Origin of the sequence: Psychrobacter celer, from assembly GCF_016107555.1 — a bacterium.
Classification (GTDB): domain Bacteria; phylum Pseudomonadota; class Gammaproteobacteria; order Pseudomonadales; family Moraxellaceae; genus Psychrobacter; species Psychrobacter celer.
Map to the genome: position 1 here is coordinate 89,288 of NZ_JABASU010000002.1, position 16,213 is coordinate 105,500.

Genomic DNA, 16,213 nt, shown 5'->3' on the forward strand with positions numbered 1-16,213 from the left:
TTTGAAACTGGAATATTTAATAGACTCTAAATTAATAATAAAAAATCATTATAAAAATTCGCATAATAACAAGGAAACACCATGGCTGACTCAAATCCTCAAATAATGACCTCTAACAATAATAATCCGCCCGTTAAAACGCTCGCTGAAAATAGGCATGCTAAGAAAAAAGTACTCGTCGCTGGTGGTGGTATCTCAGGGTTAAGTGCGGCGTTTGAGTTGTCCGAAGACCCAAACATTGATATTACCATTGTAGAATCAAGCGCCACATGTGGTGGCAAAATGATTGGCTACTTTAATGCTGATGAGCAACGCTTTGAAGAGCACTCCATTCGCGCGCTAAGCTCTACCTATTTTTCTTTGTTTAATATTTTTGATCGTGCTGGTTTATTGCATATGTTGACAGCGGTTGAAGACTATCAGTTTTATCAAAGTGGTCACGGTAACACTGAAGACAGCGATAATCACACTAATAATAGTGAGCAAAAAGATGAACAAAAAGGTAAACGCGTCGCAATCGATAGACGTGCGGCGATAGATTTGCAGACGATTGAGGCGATGGTTGATACCTTTGATTTAAATAAAAAGAACATGCTGCAACTGGTACAACGCATTGTTCATCATGTCAATGCCAGTGACAAAGAGCGCGCCGCGATGGCATTTAAAACAGCAGGTGAGGTCATCGGTATTGATGATTTTGATGCCCATACTAAGCAATTTATTACCAATTGGTTTGGCATCTTGACTGGTGCCAGAATGCACAGTAAAGCCGTCGATATTATGGACAGTTTTGTACTGATGTTTTTACCGATGACCGAAGCACCCGTGTTGCCAGAAGGTGAGACGTCTAAATCGTATTGCTTTAATCGTCCGACTTCTGAGGTAATCGAGGCGCTAGTAGAGAAGCTAAAAGCGCGCGGGGTAACCATCGTCACTCAAGCGCGTATACTCAATATGCATCATCATGATGATGGACAGATTAGTGTTGATATTAGCGGTGATAATGGCACCACAGACGGTTTACAGCAAGAGCACTATGATGCTGCCGTGATGGCGCTGCCGCACGAAGTATTATGGAAAATGGGACTGTTACCACAGGTTAAGAAGCCTTTTAACAATGAATGGTCCTTTGGCAGCCAGTTTCCTTTAGCCGAAATACCCGCTGTTTTTGAGCCGTTCTTGGGTAAGTCTTATAACTTATGCTTTGATGCGCCGTGGAATATTGTCTTTCAAATTCAGCATCGTGGCGGCTTTTGGCAAGACGTCGAATTCCCTGATAGCTTTGATTATAATCTATCGGCAACTTGTAGCTCACCGTTTAATAAAGGCTCACTATTTGGCAAGCGTTTTATGGAATGTACACCTGCAGAGGCCAAAGAAGAGATTCTATACCAGCTGGGTATTACCGATGCAGAGCAGCGTCAAGCTATCGCGCAAGGCGGCGTGATTGATCCAGTTAATTTGCTGTATACCGATAATTGGCAGCCGTATACTGATATTGAGACCGCTGAGATGGGTATCGTGCAGGATAACGGAAAGCGCTGGGTGGATTTGGCGCAAATCTATGTGCGCAATGCTGATGATGAGCTGATTGAAACCACTACGCAGTGGGATAATGTCGTGGTGGCAGGCGAGATTGTTTCGGTTACTGGACGCTGGAAAATCCCCACCATGGAGCAGGCAGCAACGTCTGGTAAGCAAGCAGCGCAAGCATTATTCACAGTTATGGAGCGAGAACAAACTGTGAGCATAGAAACATCAACACTCATGCACCAAGCACGTTATAAATATCTTGATCCAATAGTATCGGCGCTAAGTGCAGTAACCAAAAGATTGTAATAAGCTGCTATAAGATTTACGAGTTACAGCACGAACTGGTAAAAGGGATGTGGGTAAAGGGTTTAGGGTAATATTAAGATAGGTTGAGAATTATACTATTGATTTAAATCAACCAGCCCAATCATCACGCCCATCTCTTTTTTATCATGTTTATCAATACTAGGCGCATATAATGCTGAAGCAATCCCGCCATCTAAAAACAAAGCATTTGGACAGTTTAAGTCATCCTTAAAAAGCTCGGCAAACTGATAAAAGGTCACAGGCTCTTCACTATTGACAAACTGCACGCTGCCATCACTACAAACACCGGCACCATTGCGCGGTTTAATAGAGGTGCTATCACGGTTAAACTGCGGATGAATCTCGTTATTAATAACCAGCATAGGTCCTGATTGAGTCGCATACCAAGGTTGTGCTTTACCACTTTTGAGCTGTTCATCTAGCGTTTTACTTTCGGTAATCTGTACTTTGCCAGATTTATCCCACCACATGACGCCGTTGGGCAACAGATGAAAGTTGCCGCCGCCTTCTTTGATATTTAATGCGCGCAGCTCTTTACCTTTGATAACCGTATAGCCAATCGGCGCATAATTTTCATTATACATGCCAGCATTCATGGAAAATTTGAGGGTTTGGTTAGAGGGCAGAGCCGCTAGTAAAGCATCAAAAGTCAGTAGCGGCTGGTTGTTATCAGCATTGCTATCGCTCTGTTGCCAAAATAGCTGTAATGAATAACGCGTGTCGGTCAGTGCCTTTGCATCAACACGGCAAACGCTATAGGCAAAGGGCGTGTTTTGCGCCTGACATGACCAATTTTTGCCATCACTACTTATCGCGTCATGGTTATTATCTTCTGCTGGCTGGCAAGCGCTGATGCTTAATGCAACCAGCGCTGCTGCCAACAATGAGTAAGGGAACCTAAATATAGAACTTGGCATCGATGACTTATCTTTTTATAGGATAACGTTAGATGGTCTAAAAAACGCCATAAACCTTAATCGTCTAATGGCGGAATTTCGCGGAAAGTATTATTGACGTTACCAATTAACAGACCACCATCGATGAGATCTACCGAATCATCGGGGTGCTGGGTGGTTGGGGCATTGGTTTCTTTACCTTTATCACGCGAGTCTTTGTTATAAGCAATCAGCGCATCGTTATTGGCAAGGAAGCTATCAGGATTTGCCATCACCCACATTTGGTTAAAGACGTCGGCGCGAGCATTTTCCTCAAGCAGGGCGCCTTGGTCGGCAAAGTAAAAGAACTTCGATAACAGCTTAATCTGGCCATCGTCTAAACGGCGGGCGATATGATACGGCTGTAATTGGCTTGGATGCTGAAGACCAACCGCACCAACGATACTAGCAAGTGATTTTAGCGTATTTTTATGGAAGCTTGCCACGCGCTCAGCTTTGCTCGGTACATCCAGCGCTTTTTGACGATAAGGGTCTTGCGTTGCCACGCCGACAGGGCAAGTGTTGGTATGGCATGAGCGCGACTGAATACAGCCAACCGCAAACATAAAGCCACGGGCAGAGTTACACCAGTCAGCACCAAGGGCAATCATACGGGCAATATCAAATCCTGAGACAATCTTACCACTGACACCGAGCTTGATTTTGTCACGGATGCCTGCACCGACCAAGGTATTATGCACCAACAAAAACCCTTCGACCATGGGCATACCGACGTTGTCCATAAACTCAACAGGTGCGGCGCCTGTCCCGCCTTCTGCACCATCGATGACAATAAAATCAGGATAGTTGTCGGTTTCGATCATGGCTTTGACAATCGCCATAAACTGCCAAGGCTGACCCACGCAGAGCTTAAAGCCAACTGGCTTGCCGCCTGATAGCTCACGCAGCTGCTGCCAAAATGCGACCAGCTCACGCGGCGTGCTAAACGCGCTATGTGATGAAGGCGATACGCAGTCTTGACCCATGGGTACTTGGCGGGTTTGGGCAATCTCTGCGGTGATTTTTTCGCTTGGCAAGACGCCGCCTTTACCTGGTTTGGCACCTTGTGAGAGTTTAATTTCGATCATTTTTACTTGGGGATCGACGGCTTTTTCGGCAAAAGACTGTGGGTCAAAGTTGCCATGGTCATCACGGCAGCCAAAATACCCCGTGCCAATCTCCCAAATCAAGTCGCCGCCAAACTTACGGTGATAAGGGCTGATGGCACCTTCTCCCGTATCATGGGTAAACCCGCCCATCTTGGCACCTTGGTTAAGTGCCATGGTGGCGTTGGCAGACAAGCTACCAAAACTCATCGCCGAGATATTAAATACCGACATATCGTGTGGCTGCTGACAGCGCTCGCCGCCCACGATGATACGGAAGTCTTTGTTTTCTAAAGGTTGGCTGACCGCTGATTGCAAAAACCACTCTTTGCCTTGCGTATATAGATTGTCCAAAGTGCCAAAAGCATTGGTATCGCTGACGTTTTTGGCGCGTTGATACACAAGGGCGCGCTGCTGACGCGAAAATGGCACTTGTTCTTTGTCGTCTTCTAACAAATACTGGCGAATCTCAGGACGAAAATCCTCTAGCACATAGCGAATGTGACCTGCCACAGGGTAGTTGCTCAAGATAGAGTGCTTGGACTGAATCAAATCATAAATGCCAAGTGCCACGCCAAAACCACCAAAAAATATGAGCCACCAGTTGACTAGTAATAGCCCCGCCAAAAAAATCAAAATAGCAGCACCAAAGGTGCTATAGCGCAGCAGCAAGCCCATCAAATAAGGTGAGCTGGTCTTGGGTTCTGGGTTCAAATTGGTACGAGATTGGGGCATAACGACACTCAACAGTAATACATAGATATTAAAAAAAGCGATAACAATTCACAGAGATGGCCGACAAAAAACCACTCTGTTATTATCATCGCTATTAGATGTAGATAAAGCGCTCAAACTGCTCGCTTATATTATGCGCCTATGATATCACTGCTGGGTGTTAATTGGGTAACAGAGTGCTAATAACTGGCAGTTAACTGGCAGTTTAATGCGTATCTTTTTTTGGGTGCGCATATGAACCAATCCTTTGCGTCTCACTCGCCGCGGCCGATCTTGAGCGCCAGTGCTTGTAGTTTTGGTACGATCATCTTTGCATACTCATCAGCATCCCAGTTGGCTCTGGGTACGCTAGCATTTAGTGAATAAGCGTATCGCCCAGTAGCGACGTCAAATACCCCAACCGCGACCGCCAATATATCGGTAGAAAACTCTCCGTCAGACAATGTATAGCCGTGCGCATCATAATGTGCCACAGCGGCATCCAGCGCCGTTTGTGCGTGCTGATAGTCTGTGTCAGACAAATGCGCGTGTAGGTTGTCTTTGATGACAGCTTGCCGAGCTTTGGTGCTGACGGCATAAAACGCGCGTCCAATCGCCGTACGAGCCACAGGCACGGCAGAGCCGACTTGCAGATTAACAGACAGGCGGGCAGGGCTACGACAGCAAGCGTGATAGCGCATCTCTCCTTCGACTTCGGTGGCCAGATTCACCGATACTTCATTGCTACTGGCAAACTGCCGTAGCAGCGGCTCGGCGGTCGCCACCATATCGTGACGACTCCATGCCGTTGCACTCAGGCGCACGGCACTACTGCCTAGCTCATACTGTCCGTGCTCTGTCGTGCGCAAAAACCCAAGGGTGAGAAGCGTATGGATCAGGCGAGTCACCGTGGCTTTTGGTAGATGAGTCATCTGACAAAGCTGCTGATGGCTCAGCTGCTCGTGCTGCTCAAATGCGGCCAGTAGTATCAGCCCGCGGCCAAGCGCGGTGACAAATTGACGGTCATTGTCGTCTTTGCTTTGGGTGAGAGCGTTACTCATACGCGTCAGTAAAGAGGGGGCGGCTGTTAAAGAATTAGACATTTTTGCCTCATTTTTTTGATAAAGGTTTACAGCGTCACAAAATTTTGCTTAAATAGTTTGTATTATGAAACTAAGTTTCGCATAGCGGAATTGAAAAGTCAATAATTGGTTGAGTCCGGTTATCAGCGTTATTACCATCCATTTATTATTACTCATCGATCAGGACGATCGATATCAAGGAGACCCACATGGCAACATCTACGCGTCCAAGTTTTGATTGGCAAGATCCGTTTTTATTGCGTGACCAGCTCACTGACGAAGAACGTATGGTGACAGACAGTGCGCGTCAGTTTTTTCAAAAAGAGCTGATGCCAAATATCATCGACGCCAACCGCAATGAGCATTTTGACCGCAACATCATGCGTCAGATGGGCGAGATGGGGCTGCTGGGTGTCACCATCGAAGGCTATGGCTGTGCAGGTCTGTCGAGCGTCGCTTATGGTTTGATTGCCAAGGAAGTAGAGGCGGTGGACTCAGGCTACCGCTCGGCGATGAGCGTACAGTCAAGCCTTGTCATGCATCCTATCCATGCGTATGGCACAGAGGAGCAAAGAGAGAAGTATCTACCAAAACTGGCAACGGGCGAGTATGTCGGCTGCTTTGGTTTGACCGAGCCGGATTCAGGCTCAGACCCTGCGTCTATGTCGACGCGAGCGCGTGCGGTTGAGGGCGGCTATGAGCTGACAGGCAATAAAATGTGGATCACCAACAGTCCCATCGCCGATGTGTTTGTCGTTTGGGCAAAAGACGATGCAGGCGACATTCGTGGCTTTATCTTAGACAAAGGCATGAAAGGCTTATCAGCACCAAAAATCGAAGGCAAGTTCTCACTACGTGCTTCAGTGACAGGCGAGATTGTCATGGATAAGGTGTTTGTCCCTGAAGCCAATGCTTTCCCAGATATCCGCGGACTCAAAGGGCCGTTTGGCTGCTTAAACAAAGCCCGTTATGGTATCGCGTGGGGCTCGATGGGCGCAGCTGAGTTTTGCTGGCAAGCGGCGCGTCAGTACACGCTAGATCGTAAGCAGTTTGGCCGTCCACTGGCCGCAACGCAGTTGGTGCAGCTCAAACTTGCCAATATGCAAACAGAGATCGCCCTTGGTTTGCAAGCGGCACTGCGCGTTGGCCGTTTGATGGATGAAGACAACGCTGCCCCTGAGATGATTTCACTGATCAAGCGCAATAACTGCGGTAAAGCGCTAGACATCGCTCGTGTGGCACGTGACATGCATGGCGGCAATGGTATCTCTGATGAGTTCCATATCATTCGCCACGTCATGAACCTAGAGGCGGTCAACACCTACGAAGGCACGCACGATATCCATGCCTTAATCTTGGGGCGTGCGCAAACAGGCTTGCAAGCGTTTTATTAATCAGCAACGCTGATCTTATGTATGTTACTGCTTGGCCTAGTGCTTGCTGAGCAGTGGCGTACATTTTTTAGTTGCGATGCGCCATTTGTTTATCTGGAGCGATAGGTCATGAGATGACGCATCACAATTGTATATATATAAAATATCGTATACGCGCACACCAAATGATAAGGGATGATTATGACTGAGATGGCAAAAGGGGCATTACACGGTATCAAAGTGCTCGATTTATCAAGAGTATTGGCAGGTCCTTCTTGTACGCAGGTACTTGCGGATTTGGGTGCTGAGGTCATCAAGGTCGAGCGTCCCAATGTCGGTGATGAGACACGGCACTGGGCACCGCCTAAGTTCAGCGACGGTACATCAGCCTACTACGCCACCATCAATCGTAATAAAAAATCCCTAACGGTCGATATCACCACCGCTGCGGGTCAAACCATCATCAAGCAGTTGGCTGCTGACAGCGATATCGTCGTCGAAAACTTTAAGGTAGGCGGCCTAAAAAAGTACGGCTTAGATTATTACAGTCTCAAGCAGGGCAATCCGCGCTTGATTTATGCATCCTTGACAGGATTTGGGCAGACAGGGCCTGATGCCAAGCGTCCGGGTTATGACTATATCATTCAAGGGCTATCAGGGCTGATGAGCATCACAGGGCCAAGTGATGGCGAGCCGCACAAAGTCGGGGTGGCGGTGGTGGATCTGTTTGCAGGACTGCAGCTGACCATTGGTATCCAAGCGGCGCTACTGGCGCGTCAGCGTACTGGTCTTGGTCAGCATGTCGATGTGGCCCTGTTAGACAGCGCCTTAGCCATGCTGGCAAACGTCGGCATGAATCATTTGGCGTCGAACCAAATCCCACCAAGGCTCGGCAACCAGCACCCCAATATCGTCCCCTATCAGGTGTTTGCGGGGGCAGGCGATGCGCACTTTATCTTGGCATGTGGTAACGACAGTCAGTTTGCCAAGCTCTGCGCGCTACTCGGTGTGGATTGGCATACAGATAGCCGCTATATGACCAACCCTGCCCGTGTGACGCACCGTAACGAGCTATGTGAGGCGCTGGCCGAGAAGTTTGCACAGCAGCCGCGCGCATATTGGTTGGCGGCTTTGGAGCAGGCAGGCATTCCTTGCGGGGCGATCCATAATATCAGCGAAGCTCTAGCCATGCCGCAAGCGCTGGCCCGCGAGATGGTGGTCGATTTTAGCGAGCAAGGCAGTCCTGTGCGCGCGCTTGGTAGCCCGATCAAGCTGTCGGCGTCGCCGGTCAGTTATCGTACGCCGCCGCCGCGCCTGAGCGAACATACCGATAGTACGCTTGCAGAGTTGGGCTATGACAGCGAGATGATTGCCAAGCTAAAAGCCGATGGGATTGTTTAAGCTAGCCCCTTCTCTTAATTAAGAATAGAAGCAAGTAATTATGGAAGCAACTAAGTAGCTACTATGCTGAATGCTTCGCTTTAAAGCCCAAACGCTGCTCAATCTGTTCGGCCAGCTCAATCAACACGGCACTGACGTCAGCGCGCTTGGACTCGTACTCTGCTTGCAAAAAACTAACCGCCATGCCAGCGATAGCATGGCCTGAGGCGTTACGGATATAGGTGCCAAGACAATACATGCCCTCACGCAGTTGCCCATCATCAAGTGAGATGCGGCTGTCTTTGATGGCGGACAGCTCGGTCGACAAATCAGTAAAGTTATCGACGCCATGCGGCGTGATAGGTTTAGGAAAGCCGCTGGCATAGATGGATTGAATGCTGTCCATCGACAAGGTAGAGAGCATGGCTTTGCCTGTGGCCGAAAACACTGCAGGCACGCGAACACCCGCGCGAAAAGTAAAACCAAGTGGCGCAGGCGCTTCATGACAAGCTAGAAATACCACTTCTCCCAAATCAAGCTTAGACAACGTCACGGTATGCTGGAGCAAGATAGGGTATTGCATGATAAGGTCTTTGAATAACTGAATAACGCCTTGCTGCTGCTCGTATTTGCCCGCCCAGTACATCAGATATGAGCCTAAATGAAAGCGGTTGTCGCTGTCTTTATAAATGACGTGCTTGGCCAGCAAGCTTTGCAGGATATTGTGAGTGGAGCTGCGCGGTAGATCCAGCGCCTTAGCAATATGAGCAGCCGTCAGTGGTTGGCTGCTATCGGTGATCAAATCTAGTATTTGAAAGGTTTTGTCCAAGGCAGGGACGGCGGCTGTGCTCATAAGTAACCTATAAAAGTCAGTAAAATGAAGGTGATAAAAAAATAACGCCATAAATTATCACGAAAATGATAATAGGGGTTGCAAATGGTTGGATATCGTTCTTATAATGATGTCTCATATATAGAATGATTGTTCAGTATATTGAACAATAAATCAGTTATCAATCATTATTTATATAGACTCTTTTTATATAGATTATATAAACCCTCTTATCGACCATTATTTATGTACCGCGATAGAGTTGCAGCGTTATCTACACTCTATCACTGACAAGGAGCGTCACAATGTCACAACAGCCACATACGTTACCACTCTCCAACCCAGATTTGCTCAAACAGCAGTGCTTGATTAAAGACGGCTGGCATGTCGCAAGCAGCGAAGAGACGCTGGATGTGAGCAATCCGTTTAATGGCGAGCTTATCGGTACGGTACCAAGCTTGACCACTGAAGATGTCAACGATGCCGTGGCCGCCTCTCACGACGCCCAAATCGCTTGGGCTGCCAAAACTGCACAAGAGCGTGCCACCCTACTACAAAAGTGGGCTGACCTGATCGATGCCAATAAAGAAGATTTGGCCATCATCATGACCGCAGAGCAAGGCAAGCCCTTGACTGAGTCACGCGGCGAGGTGGGTTATGCCAACAGCTTTATCCGCTGGTTTGCCGAAGAAGGCAAACGCGTCTACGGCGATGTCATTCCTGCCAACCAAGCAAAATTGCGCCATGTCATCCTAAAGCAGCCCGTCGGCGTCTGCGCCGCCATCACCCCTTGGAACTTTCCAGCGGCGATGATTACCCGCAAAGCGGCACCGGCGCTCGCAGCAGGCTGCACCATGATCATCAAGCCTGCAACCGAAACGCCATTTTCGGCGCTAGCCCTTGGCGCATTGGCCGAGCAAGCAGGTATCCCAGCAGGCGTTATCCAAGTGGTGACGGGCAAATCTTCCACCATCGGCGATATTCTCACCAGTGATGCACGCATTCATAAGCTGTCGTTTACTGGCTCTACGGAAGTGGGCCGTACCTTGATGGCACAGTGCGCGCCAACCATCAAAAAACTGTCGCTCGAACTGGGTGGTAATGCCCCATTTATCGTTTTTGATGATGCTGATTTAGAAGCCGCCGCTGATGGCTTAATCGCCTCTAAATATCGCAACGCCGGTCAAACCTGTGTCTGTGCCAATCGCGTCTATGTACAAGAGAGCATCAAGGACAAGTTTCTTGATGTGTTTGTCAAAAAAGTCGCTGAGCTCAACGTCGGCAACGGTATGGACGAAGGCGTGGATATCGGCCCGTTGATCAACAAAAAAGCTTTGGAGAAAGTGCAAGCGCTGCTAAAAGACGCTTTAGACAAAGGCGCGACGCTTATCACTGGCGGCAGCACCAACGGTGCTTCAGAGCTAACTTACAACCCAACCGTCATCACTGATATCAGCGCTGAGATGGATATCGCCTCTGAAGAGATCTTTGGCCCCATCGCCACCATCTTTACCTTTGACGACGAAGCAGATGTCATCCGTCAAGCAAATGACACCATCTACGGCTTGGCCGCTTATTTTTATAGTGGCAGCTATGCGCGCTCATGGCGTGTCACAGAAGGGCTGGAGTACGGCATCATCGGTCATAATACCGGCCTTATCTCCACGGAAGTTGCTCCATTTGGCGGTGTCAAGCAATCAGGTTTTGGCCGCGAAGGCTCAAAATACGGCATCGAAGAGTATGTAGTGACCAAGTACTGGTGCTCTGATGTCAGTGCCTAATCGCACCTAGCATACGCTGCTTTTTATTTAACCATTTCATTTTAATGCGGCATCGTCGCAGCTCAAGGGACTCAGACGCTCGTCAGAGTGATGCGTCCCATCTATTGTTTGTACTGATCCCATAAACCGCCATGACGCAACTGGCACCTACGCAAAAAAGAAAGAAAAAGGACCTTCTTATGACAATCACCAATCAATCATTACTCGAGCGCCGTAAAGCTATTCTACCAACTGGACTTGGTGTGGCCTTTCCTGTGTTTGCAGAAAAAGCCAAAAACTCAGAAGTTTGGGATGTAGAAGGCAATCGCTATATCGACTTTATCGGCGGTATCTCTGTACTTAATACCGGCCACAGCCACCCCAAAATCACCCAGCGCGTCCATGAGCAGCTAGACAAGTTTACCCATACCGCCGCGCAAATCATGAATTACGAGTGCTATGTCGATCTGGCCGAAAAGCTCTGCGAAAAAGCGCCCATCAGCGGTGACAAAAAAGCCTTGTTTTTGACCACTGGCGCAGAGGCGGTCGAAAACTGCGTCAAGATTGCTCGTGCCAAAACTGGGCGTCCAGGTATCATCTCTTTTGTCGGTGGCTGGCATGGCCGCACCTCCATGTGCATGAGCTTGACAGGTAAAGTATTGCCATACAAAAAGAACTTCGGTCCGATGCCGGGCCCTGTGTTTCATGCTTTATTTCCAGCAGAAGAGCTGAACGTCACCGAAGCCCAAGCCCTGCATAGCCTTGAGATGATTTTTCAAGCAGACATCGACCCTAGCGAAGTGGCGGCGATGATCATCGAGCCGGTACAAGGCGAGGGCGGTTTTCACCAAGTGACGCCGTCATTTGCCAAAGCGCTGCGCGAGATTTGTGATGAGCATGGCATCGTTCTTATCTTTGATGAAGTGCAGTGCGGTTTTGCTCGTACAGGCACCTTGTTTGCTGGTGAGCAATTGGGCGTTGAGCCAGATCTTATGACCAGTGCCAAGAGTTTGGCAGGTGGTTATCCTATCTCTGCGGTCATCGGCCGTGCTGATATCATGGATGCGCCGCAAGTTGGCGGTTTGGGCGGCACATACTCTGGCAACCCGCTTGCCTGTGTGGCCGCTTTGGCCGTGATGGAAGTCATCGAAGAAGAAAACCTACTGGCGCGTAGTGTGGAGATTGGCGATAAAATCGCAACTTTCTTAAAAGGCTTAAATTTAAGTACTATCGGTCATATCCGCTACAAAGGCGCGATGTTGGCATTTGAATTGATCGATAGTGATGGCAAGCCGGATGCCGCAGCAACTGCTGATCTAAAAGCCAAAGCCTTTGAGCAAGGCTTGCTGCTTGCCTCTTGCGGTATGTACGGCAATGCCATCCGTGTGATGGTGCCGCTGACAGTCGAAGATGAAGTACTCCAAGAAGGCCTAGATATCATCAAAAATATCTTAACCGCTTAGTTTATGTTTTTAACTCAATCGGTGGTCATCTACCTTGGCTTACGATTGAATCCTGTATGGTGTGATGTACCCTTGTCAATCAAGCGGTGTTCTTGGTTGGTAGGGTTAGGTTTATACAGCAAGATTGCCCATGATGGCACTCGCTTTGAGTACATTTTTTCTAACGGCGTCTTGCAAGTCAAGACGCCGTTGCTGTTTTTGTCGTTTGCCTATTAAGCAAGATACAAACGACGGCATGGACAAAAAGGGATATATGATAATTATGAAGGGTACTATCCCGCTAAACAAAAGATAGTGTAACCATCAAAGGTTCACACGGATGACACACAGACAAGGAGCAGGTTATGTCTGAATTAAAAAAATCGTTAGGGACGCTAGATATTATTGCCTTAGCATTCGGTGCTATGGTTGGCTGGGGCTGGGTAGTCTTGGCTGGCGGTTGGATTTTGTCTGCAGGAACGTGGGGCGCAATGCTGGCGTTTTTGATAGGCGGTTTGGCCGTGATACTAATCGGTGTGACGTATGCTGAGCTGGCCGCTTCTATGCCGATTACAGGCGGCGAGCATACTTATACGCATCGAGCGCTGGGGGTAAATGTCTCCTTTATCTGCTCATGGAGCATTTTATTTGGGTATTTTTCGGTGGTGGCGTTTGAAGCGGTCGCCCTGCCAACGGTGGTCGAGTATTTTATTCCCAATTACAACCAAGGCTATCTTTGGACCATCGCCGGCTGGGATGTCTATGCCACCTGGGTAGGCGTCGGTATGCTGGGTTCGATTATTGTCACTTGGCTAAATATTCGTGGTATGGAAGTCAGTGCATGGTTCCAAAAAACAGCGGTACTGGGTATTTTATTTGTCGGTACGCTACTGTTTATCGGTGCGGTACTGTTTAATCCTGAAAATACAAACTCTGTACAAGCCCCCGCCTTTATCGCTGGTATCGGCGGTATTATGGCCGTCATCGTGATGGTGCCCTTTATGTTTGTCGGGTTTGATGTCATCCCGCAGGCAGCAGAAGAGATTGACCTGACGCGTCCCAATATTGGCAAGTTTTTGATTGTCTCTATCATTGTGGCGGTGTTGTGGTATGTGGGTATTGCGTGGAGTGTGGGCACCACTTTACCGCTGATACAAGCAGAGAATTCAACGCTTGCGACCGCAGATGCGATGACCAATGCTTGGCAGGGTAAGTGGGCTGGTATCTTATTGGTTATCGGCGGTGTACTGGGTATTTTATCCAGCTGGAATGCCTTTTTGATCGGTGGCAGCCGTCTACTTTATGCCATGTCAAAAGCACATATGTTGCCAGCGTTTTTGGGTAAGCTGCATCCTAAATATAACACACCCGCCAATGCGATCTTATTAATCGGAGGTCTTGCGACGCTTGCGCCATTATTTGGTCGCAAGATGCTGGTATGGATCGTCGATGCAGGCGGTTTTGGGATTGTCATCGCTTATAGCTGTGTGGCGATCTCCTTTTTGGTGCTGCGTTACCGCGAGCCTGATATGGTACGTCCATTTAAGATACCGGCAGGTAAGCTGGTCGGTATGGTGACGATTGCGCTGAGCATTGGTCTGTTGATGCTATATATGCCAGGCATGCCATCAGCACTGACCGCAGTTGAGTGGTGGATATTCCTTGGCTGGACGGTGCTGGGCATTGTGTTATATAGCTATGCACGTATCAAATACCCTGGTATCAGTGAGTCGATCATGGCAGAAGAGTTGCGTCAATTAAAGATCGTCAACCAACTGTGGCTCAAGGACAACCCGCCTAAACGCTAAGATCGGTAAAGAGAGCCGCTCTGAAAATAGATAGAAAGCTTAAAACCGCGGGCTTCTCATCGCCCAAAACAGCAGCCTGACAGTTCATGTTAGGCTGCTGTTTTGTCATTGGGCGTGGCCAAGGTGCATTAAGACTTGTCACGAATCAGCTTATGGTTTAAAAACTCAGTGATACCCAGCGTGCCAAGCTCGCGGCCAAACCCTGAGCGTTTGACCCCGCCAAATGGCGTATTTGCCTCGCTACCAGAAGGGGCGTTGATGGTCACCATGCCGACGTCTAGCTTGTCGGCGATATCAGCAGCCAAGTCAGCATCTTGCGTCTGAATAGAAGCGCCAAGACCAAATGGCACGTCGTTAGTGATCTGGATAGCATGCTCGATATCACGCGCCTTATAGACGACGGCCACAGGACCAAATAACTCCTCACGGTAGACATCCATCGACTCATCGACATCAGTCAGAACGGCAGGCGCAAACCACGCGCCGGGTTTGTCTTTGATCATCCCGCCCTCGAGCAGTACCGTGGCACCGGCTTTGATGGCGCTGTCTAGCTGTGCTTGTAAGTTGGTCGCGGCGGCTTTTGAGGACATTGGGCCGATAAAGGTGCGCTCATCAAGGGGGTCTGCCAGTGTCATGTCGCGGACGGCATTGGTAAAGCCCTCAACGAACTTGTCATAGACCGACTCGATGATGATCAGGCGCTTGGCTGCATTACAGGCTTGTCCGGTATTGCCAAACCGCCCTGAGATTGCCCCTTTGACGGCTTGCTCGATTTAAAGGCACACTTCACCCTGATTGGCGCGAGGTAGAAGGGTTTTATGAGCCGCACTTAGAAGACAGCAGTCAGCCGCTCGAAGTGCAGTATCAGCCCGTCCATGACGTCATCATCGAGCCTGCAGGTAGGCTGGCGGCGTTTGGCAAAAAATGGCATGTGAACTCCTTGCACAAACAAGCCATCAATAAAGTCGGTGAGCGCTTGTTGGTAGAGGCGCTGGCACCTGATGGCCTAGTCGAGGCGATAAGCTTATCTGAGCATCCATTTATGATTGGTGTGCAGTGGCATCCTGAGTTAAACTATGAAAAAGACAACTTGTCCAAGTTTCTATTCACGGAATTTATTCACTATGCCAGCAAACAACGCACTGAATAACGAAGAAGATCATAGAGATACCAACACCCCTGATGCCAGCTGTGACGCCAGTACCGATACCGATAATGAGGCGAATAACGATGCCGATGCCAGTAAAGGAATCGATAACGAAGGCGATGATAAGAGGGCCGATGAGGACAGTGTTTGCAGCGATGATGACGCAGGAGACGATAGTCTGCCGAGCGCCGCGCCCGCCGAGACAGAGGCGTCTGTTGAAGAAGATATCGGCAAAAAAATCAACCAATTACGCTTGGCCAAAGGCTACTCACAGCGCAAGCTGGCCAAGCTGGCAGGGCTGACCAATACCTCTATCAGCTCTATAGAGCGCAACAAAGTTAGCCCAGCGGTCAATACGCTAAAGGCGATTTTGACTGTGCTTGGCTCTGATCTGACCACGTTTTTTAGTGATGAGTGGAAAGAGCCAAAAGCCCGTGTGGTGGTCACACCAAAAGACTTGCTAGAGCTGAGTGAGGCGGGTAGTCGGGTGTCGCTAAAACAAGTGTATAACTGCAGCACCACAAAAAACTTGGGGTTTTTGATTGAGACTTATCAGCCTAATAGTTCGACAGAAGAAAAAATCGCCCACGAGGGCGAGGAGATCGGCACGGTTATTGAAGGCAAGATTTTGATCCGTGTCGAAGAGACCACCTATCTGCTCAATCAAGGCGACAGCTATGTGATCGATACGATGAAGCCGCATACTTTTATTAACCCAAGCGACAGTATCACCCGTATCGTCAGTGCGCACACTCCGACGACTTACTAAGTCAG

The 16,213-nt window shown here is 48.8% G+C and carries 12 protein-coding genes and 1 pseudogene; 8 read left to right on the top strand and 5 right to left on the bottom strand.

The window, feature by feature from the left end:
* Positions 1–81: 81 nt before the first annotated feature.
* Positions 82–1,839 carry an FAD-dependent oxidoreductase gene (locus JFC05_RS01875; RefSeq protein ID WP_198335532.1) on the top strand — a complete coding sequence of 586 codons (1,758 nt, stop codon included), beginning with the start codon at positions 82–84 and terminating at the stop codon, positions 1,837–1,839.
* A gap of 95 nt (positions 1,840–1,934) precedes the next feature.
* Here the strand turns inward: JFC05_RS01875 and JFC05_RS01880 are convergent, their stop codons facing one another.
* The 3 genes from JFC05_RS01880 to JFC05_RS01890 form a co-directional block, all read right to left on the bottom strand.
* Positions 1,935–2,777, bottom strand: a complete 843-nt coding sequence (locus JFC05_RS01880; RefSeq protein WP_198335533.1) for a phosphodiester glycosidase family protein — start codon at positions 2,775–2,777, stop codon at positions 1,935–1,937.
* Between the two features lie 56 nt (positions 2,778–2,833).
* Positions 2,834–4,636, bottom strand: a complete 1,803-nt coding sequence (locus JFC05_RS01885) for an FMN-binding glutamate synthase family protein (protein ID WP_198335534.1) — start codon at positions 4,634–4,636, stop codon at positions 2,834–2,836.
* Positions 4,637–4,890: 254 nt separating this feature from the next.
* Positions 4,891–5,718 (bottom strand): IclR family transcriptional regulator, encoded by an 828-nt coding sequence (locus JFC05_RS01890; protein WP_198335535.1) that lies wholly within the window; start codon positions 5,716–5,718, stop codon positions 4,891–4,893.
* A gap of 188 nt (positions 5,719–5,906) precedes the next feature.
* Between JFC05_RS01890 and JFC05_RS01895 the strand changes: the two genes are divergently transcribed.
* Both JFC05_RS01895 and JFC05_RS01900 read left to right on the top strand, forming a co-directional pair.
* On the top strand, positions 5,907–7,091 hold the full coding sequence (locus JFC05_RS01895) for an acyl-CoA dehydrogenase (protein WP_075101114.1): 1,185 nt from the start codon (positions 5,907–5,909) through the stop codon (positions 7,089–7,091).
* A 180-nt stretch (positions 7,092–7,271) separates the two neighbouring features.
* Positions 7,272–8,471 (top strand): CaiB/BaiF CoA transferase family protein, encoded by a 1,200-nt coding sequence (locus tag JFC05_RS01900; protein ID WP_420850545.1) that lies wholly within the window; start codon positions 7,272–7,274, stop codon positions 8,469–8,471.
* Between the two features lie 61 nt (positions 8,472–8,532).
* Here the strand turns inward: JFC05_RS01900 and JFC05_RS01905 are convergent, their stop codons facing one another.
* A complete protein-coding gene (locus tag JFC05_RS01905) occupies positions 8,533–9,303 on the bottom strand; it encodes an IclR family transcriptional regulator (protein ID WP_198335537.1) in 771 nt (256 codons plus the stop codon).
* A gap of 284 nt (positions 9,304–9,587) precedes the next feature.
* Here JFC05_RS01905 and JFC05_RS01910 point away from each other — a divergent pair, with 284 nt between their 5' ends.
* The 3 genes from JFC05_RS01910 (at position 9,588) to JFC05_RS01920 (ending at position 14,292) form a co-directional block, all read left to right on the top strand.
* Positions 9,588–11,063: an NAD-dependent succinate-semialdehyde dehydrogenase gene (locus tag JFC05_RS01910; RefSeq protein WP_198335538.1), complete on the top strand. Its 1,476-nt coding sequence runs from the start codon at positions 9,588–9,590 to the stop codon at positions 11,061–11,063.
* A gap of 179 nt (positions 11,064–11,242) precedes the next feature.
* Positions 11,243–12,505 carry a 4-aminobutyrate--2-oxoglutarate transaminase gene (gene gabT, locus JFC05_RS01915; protein ID WP_192992973.1) on the top strand — a complete coding sequence of 421 codons (1,263 nt, stop codon included), beginning with the start codon at positions 11,243–11,245 and terminating at the stop codon, positions 12,503–12,505.
* Between the two features lie 344 nt (positions 12,506–12,849).
* Positions 12,850–14,292 (top strand): APC family permease, encoded by a 1,443-nt coding sequence (locus JFC05_RS01920; RefSeq protein ID WP_198335539.1) that lies wholly within the window; start codon positions 12,850–12,852, stop codon positions 14,290–14,292.
* A 128-nt stretch (positions 14,293–14,420) separates the two neighbouring features.
* Here the strand turns inward: JFC05_RS01920 and JFC05_RS01925 are convergent, their stop codons facing one another.
* Positions 14,421–15,065 (bottom strand): aldehyde dehydrogenase family protein, encoded by a 645-nt coding sequence (locus JFC05_RS01925; protein WP_338104507.1) that lies wholly within the window; start codon positions 15,063–15,065, stop codon positions 14,421–14,423.
* 59 nt (positions 15,066–15,124) lie between these two features.
* On the opposite strand from JFC05_RS01925, the pseudogene JFC05_RS01930 reads away from it, so the two are divergent.
* Positions 15,125–15,442, top strand: a pseudogene (locus JFC05_RS01930) (gamma-glutamyl-gamma-aminobutyrate hydrolase family protein); the annotation flags it as partial.
* On the top strand, positions 15,417–16,208 hold the full coding sequence (locus tag JFC05_RS01935; RefSeq protein ID WP_227697368.1) for a cupin domain-containing protein: 792 nt from the start codon (positions 15,417–15,419) through the stop codon (positions 16,206–16,208). The pseudogene JFC05_RS01930 and the gene JFC05_RS01935, both read left to right, overlap by 26 nt.
* Positions 16,209–16,213: the final 5 nt, after the last annotated feature.

Bases quoted from the DNA above. Each gene is read 5' to 3' on its own strand.
- JFC05_RS01875 (WP_198335532.1), top strand. From the start codon at position 82: ATGGCTGACTCAAATCCTCAAATAATGACCTCTAACAATAATAATCCG.
- JFC05_RS01880 (WP_198335533.1), bottom strand. From the start codon at position 2,777: ATGCCAAGTTCTATATTTAGGTTCCCTTACTCATTGTTGGCAGCAGCG.
- JFC05_RS01885 (WP_198335534.1), bottom strand. From the start codon at position 4,636: ATGCCCCAATCTCGTACCAATTTGAACCCAGAACCCAAGACCAGCTCA.
- JFC05_RS01890 (WP_198335535.1), bottom strand. From the start codon at position 5,718: ATGTCTAATTCTTTAACAGCCGCCCCCTCTTTACTGACGCGTATGAGT.
- JFC05_RS01895 (WP_075101114.1), top strand. From the start codon at position 5,907: ATGGCAACATCTACGCGTCCAAGTTTTGATTGGCAAGATCCGTTTTTA.
- JFC05_RS01900 (WP_420850545.1), top strand. From the start codon at position 7,272: ATGACTGAGATGGCAAAAGGGGCATTACACGGTATCAAAGTGCTCGAT.
- JFC05_RS01905 (WP_198335537.1), bottom strand. From the start codon at position 9,303: ATGAGCACAGCCGCCGTCCCTGCCTTGGACAAAACCTTTCAAATACTA.
- JFC05_RS01910 (WP_198335538.1), top strand. From the start codon at position 9,588: ATGTCACAACAGCCACATACGTTACCACTCTCCAACCCAGATTTGCTC.
- gabT (WP_192992973.1), top strand. From the start codon at position 11,243: ATGACAATCACCAATCAATCATTACTCGAGCGCCGTAAAGCTATTCTA.
- JFC05_RS01920 (WP_198335539.1), top strand. From the start codon at position 12,850: ATGTCTGAATTAAAAAAATCGTTAGGGACGCTAGATATTATTGCCTTA.
- JFC05_RS01935 (WP_227697368.1), top strand. From the start codon at position 15,417: ATGCCAGCAAACAACGCACTGAATAACGAAGAAGATCATAGAGATACC.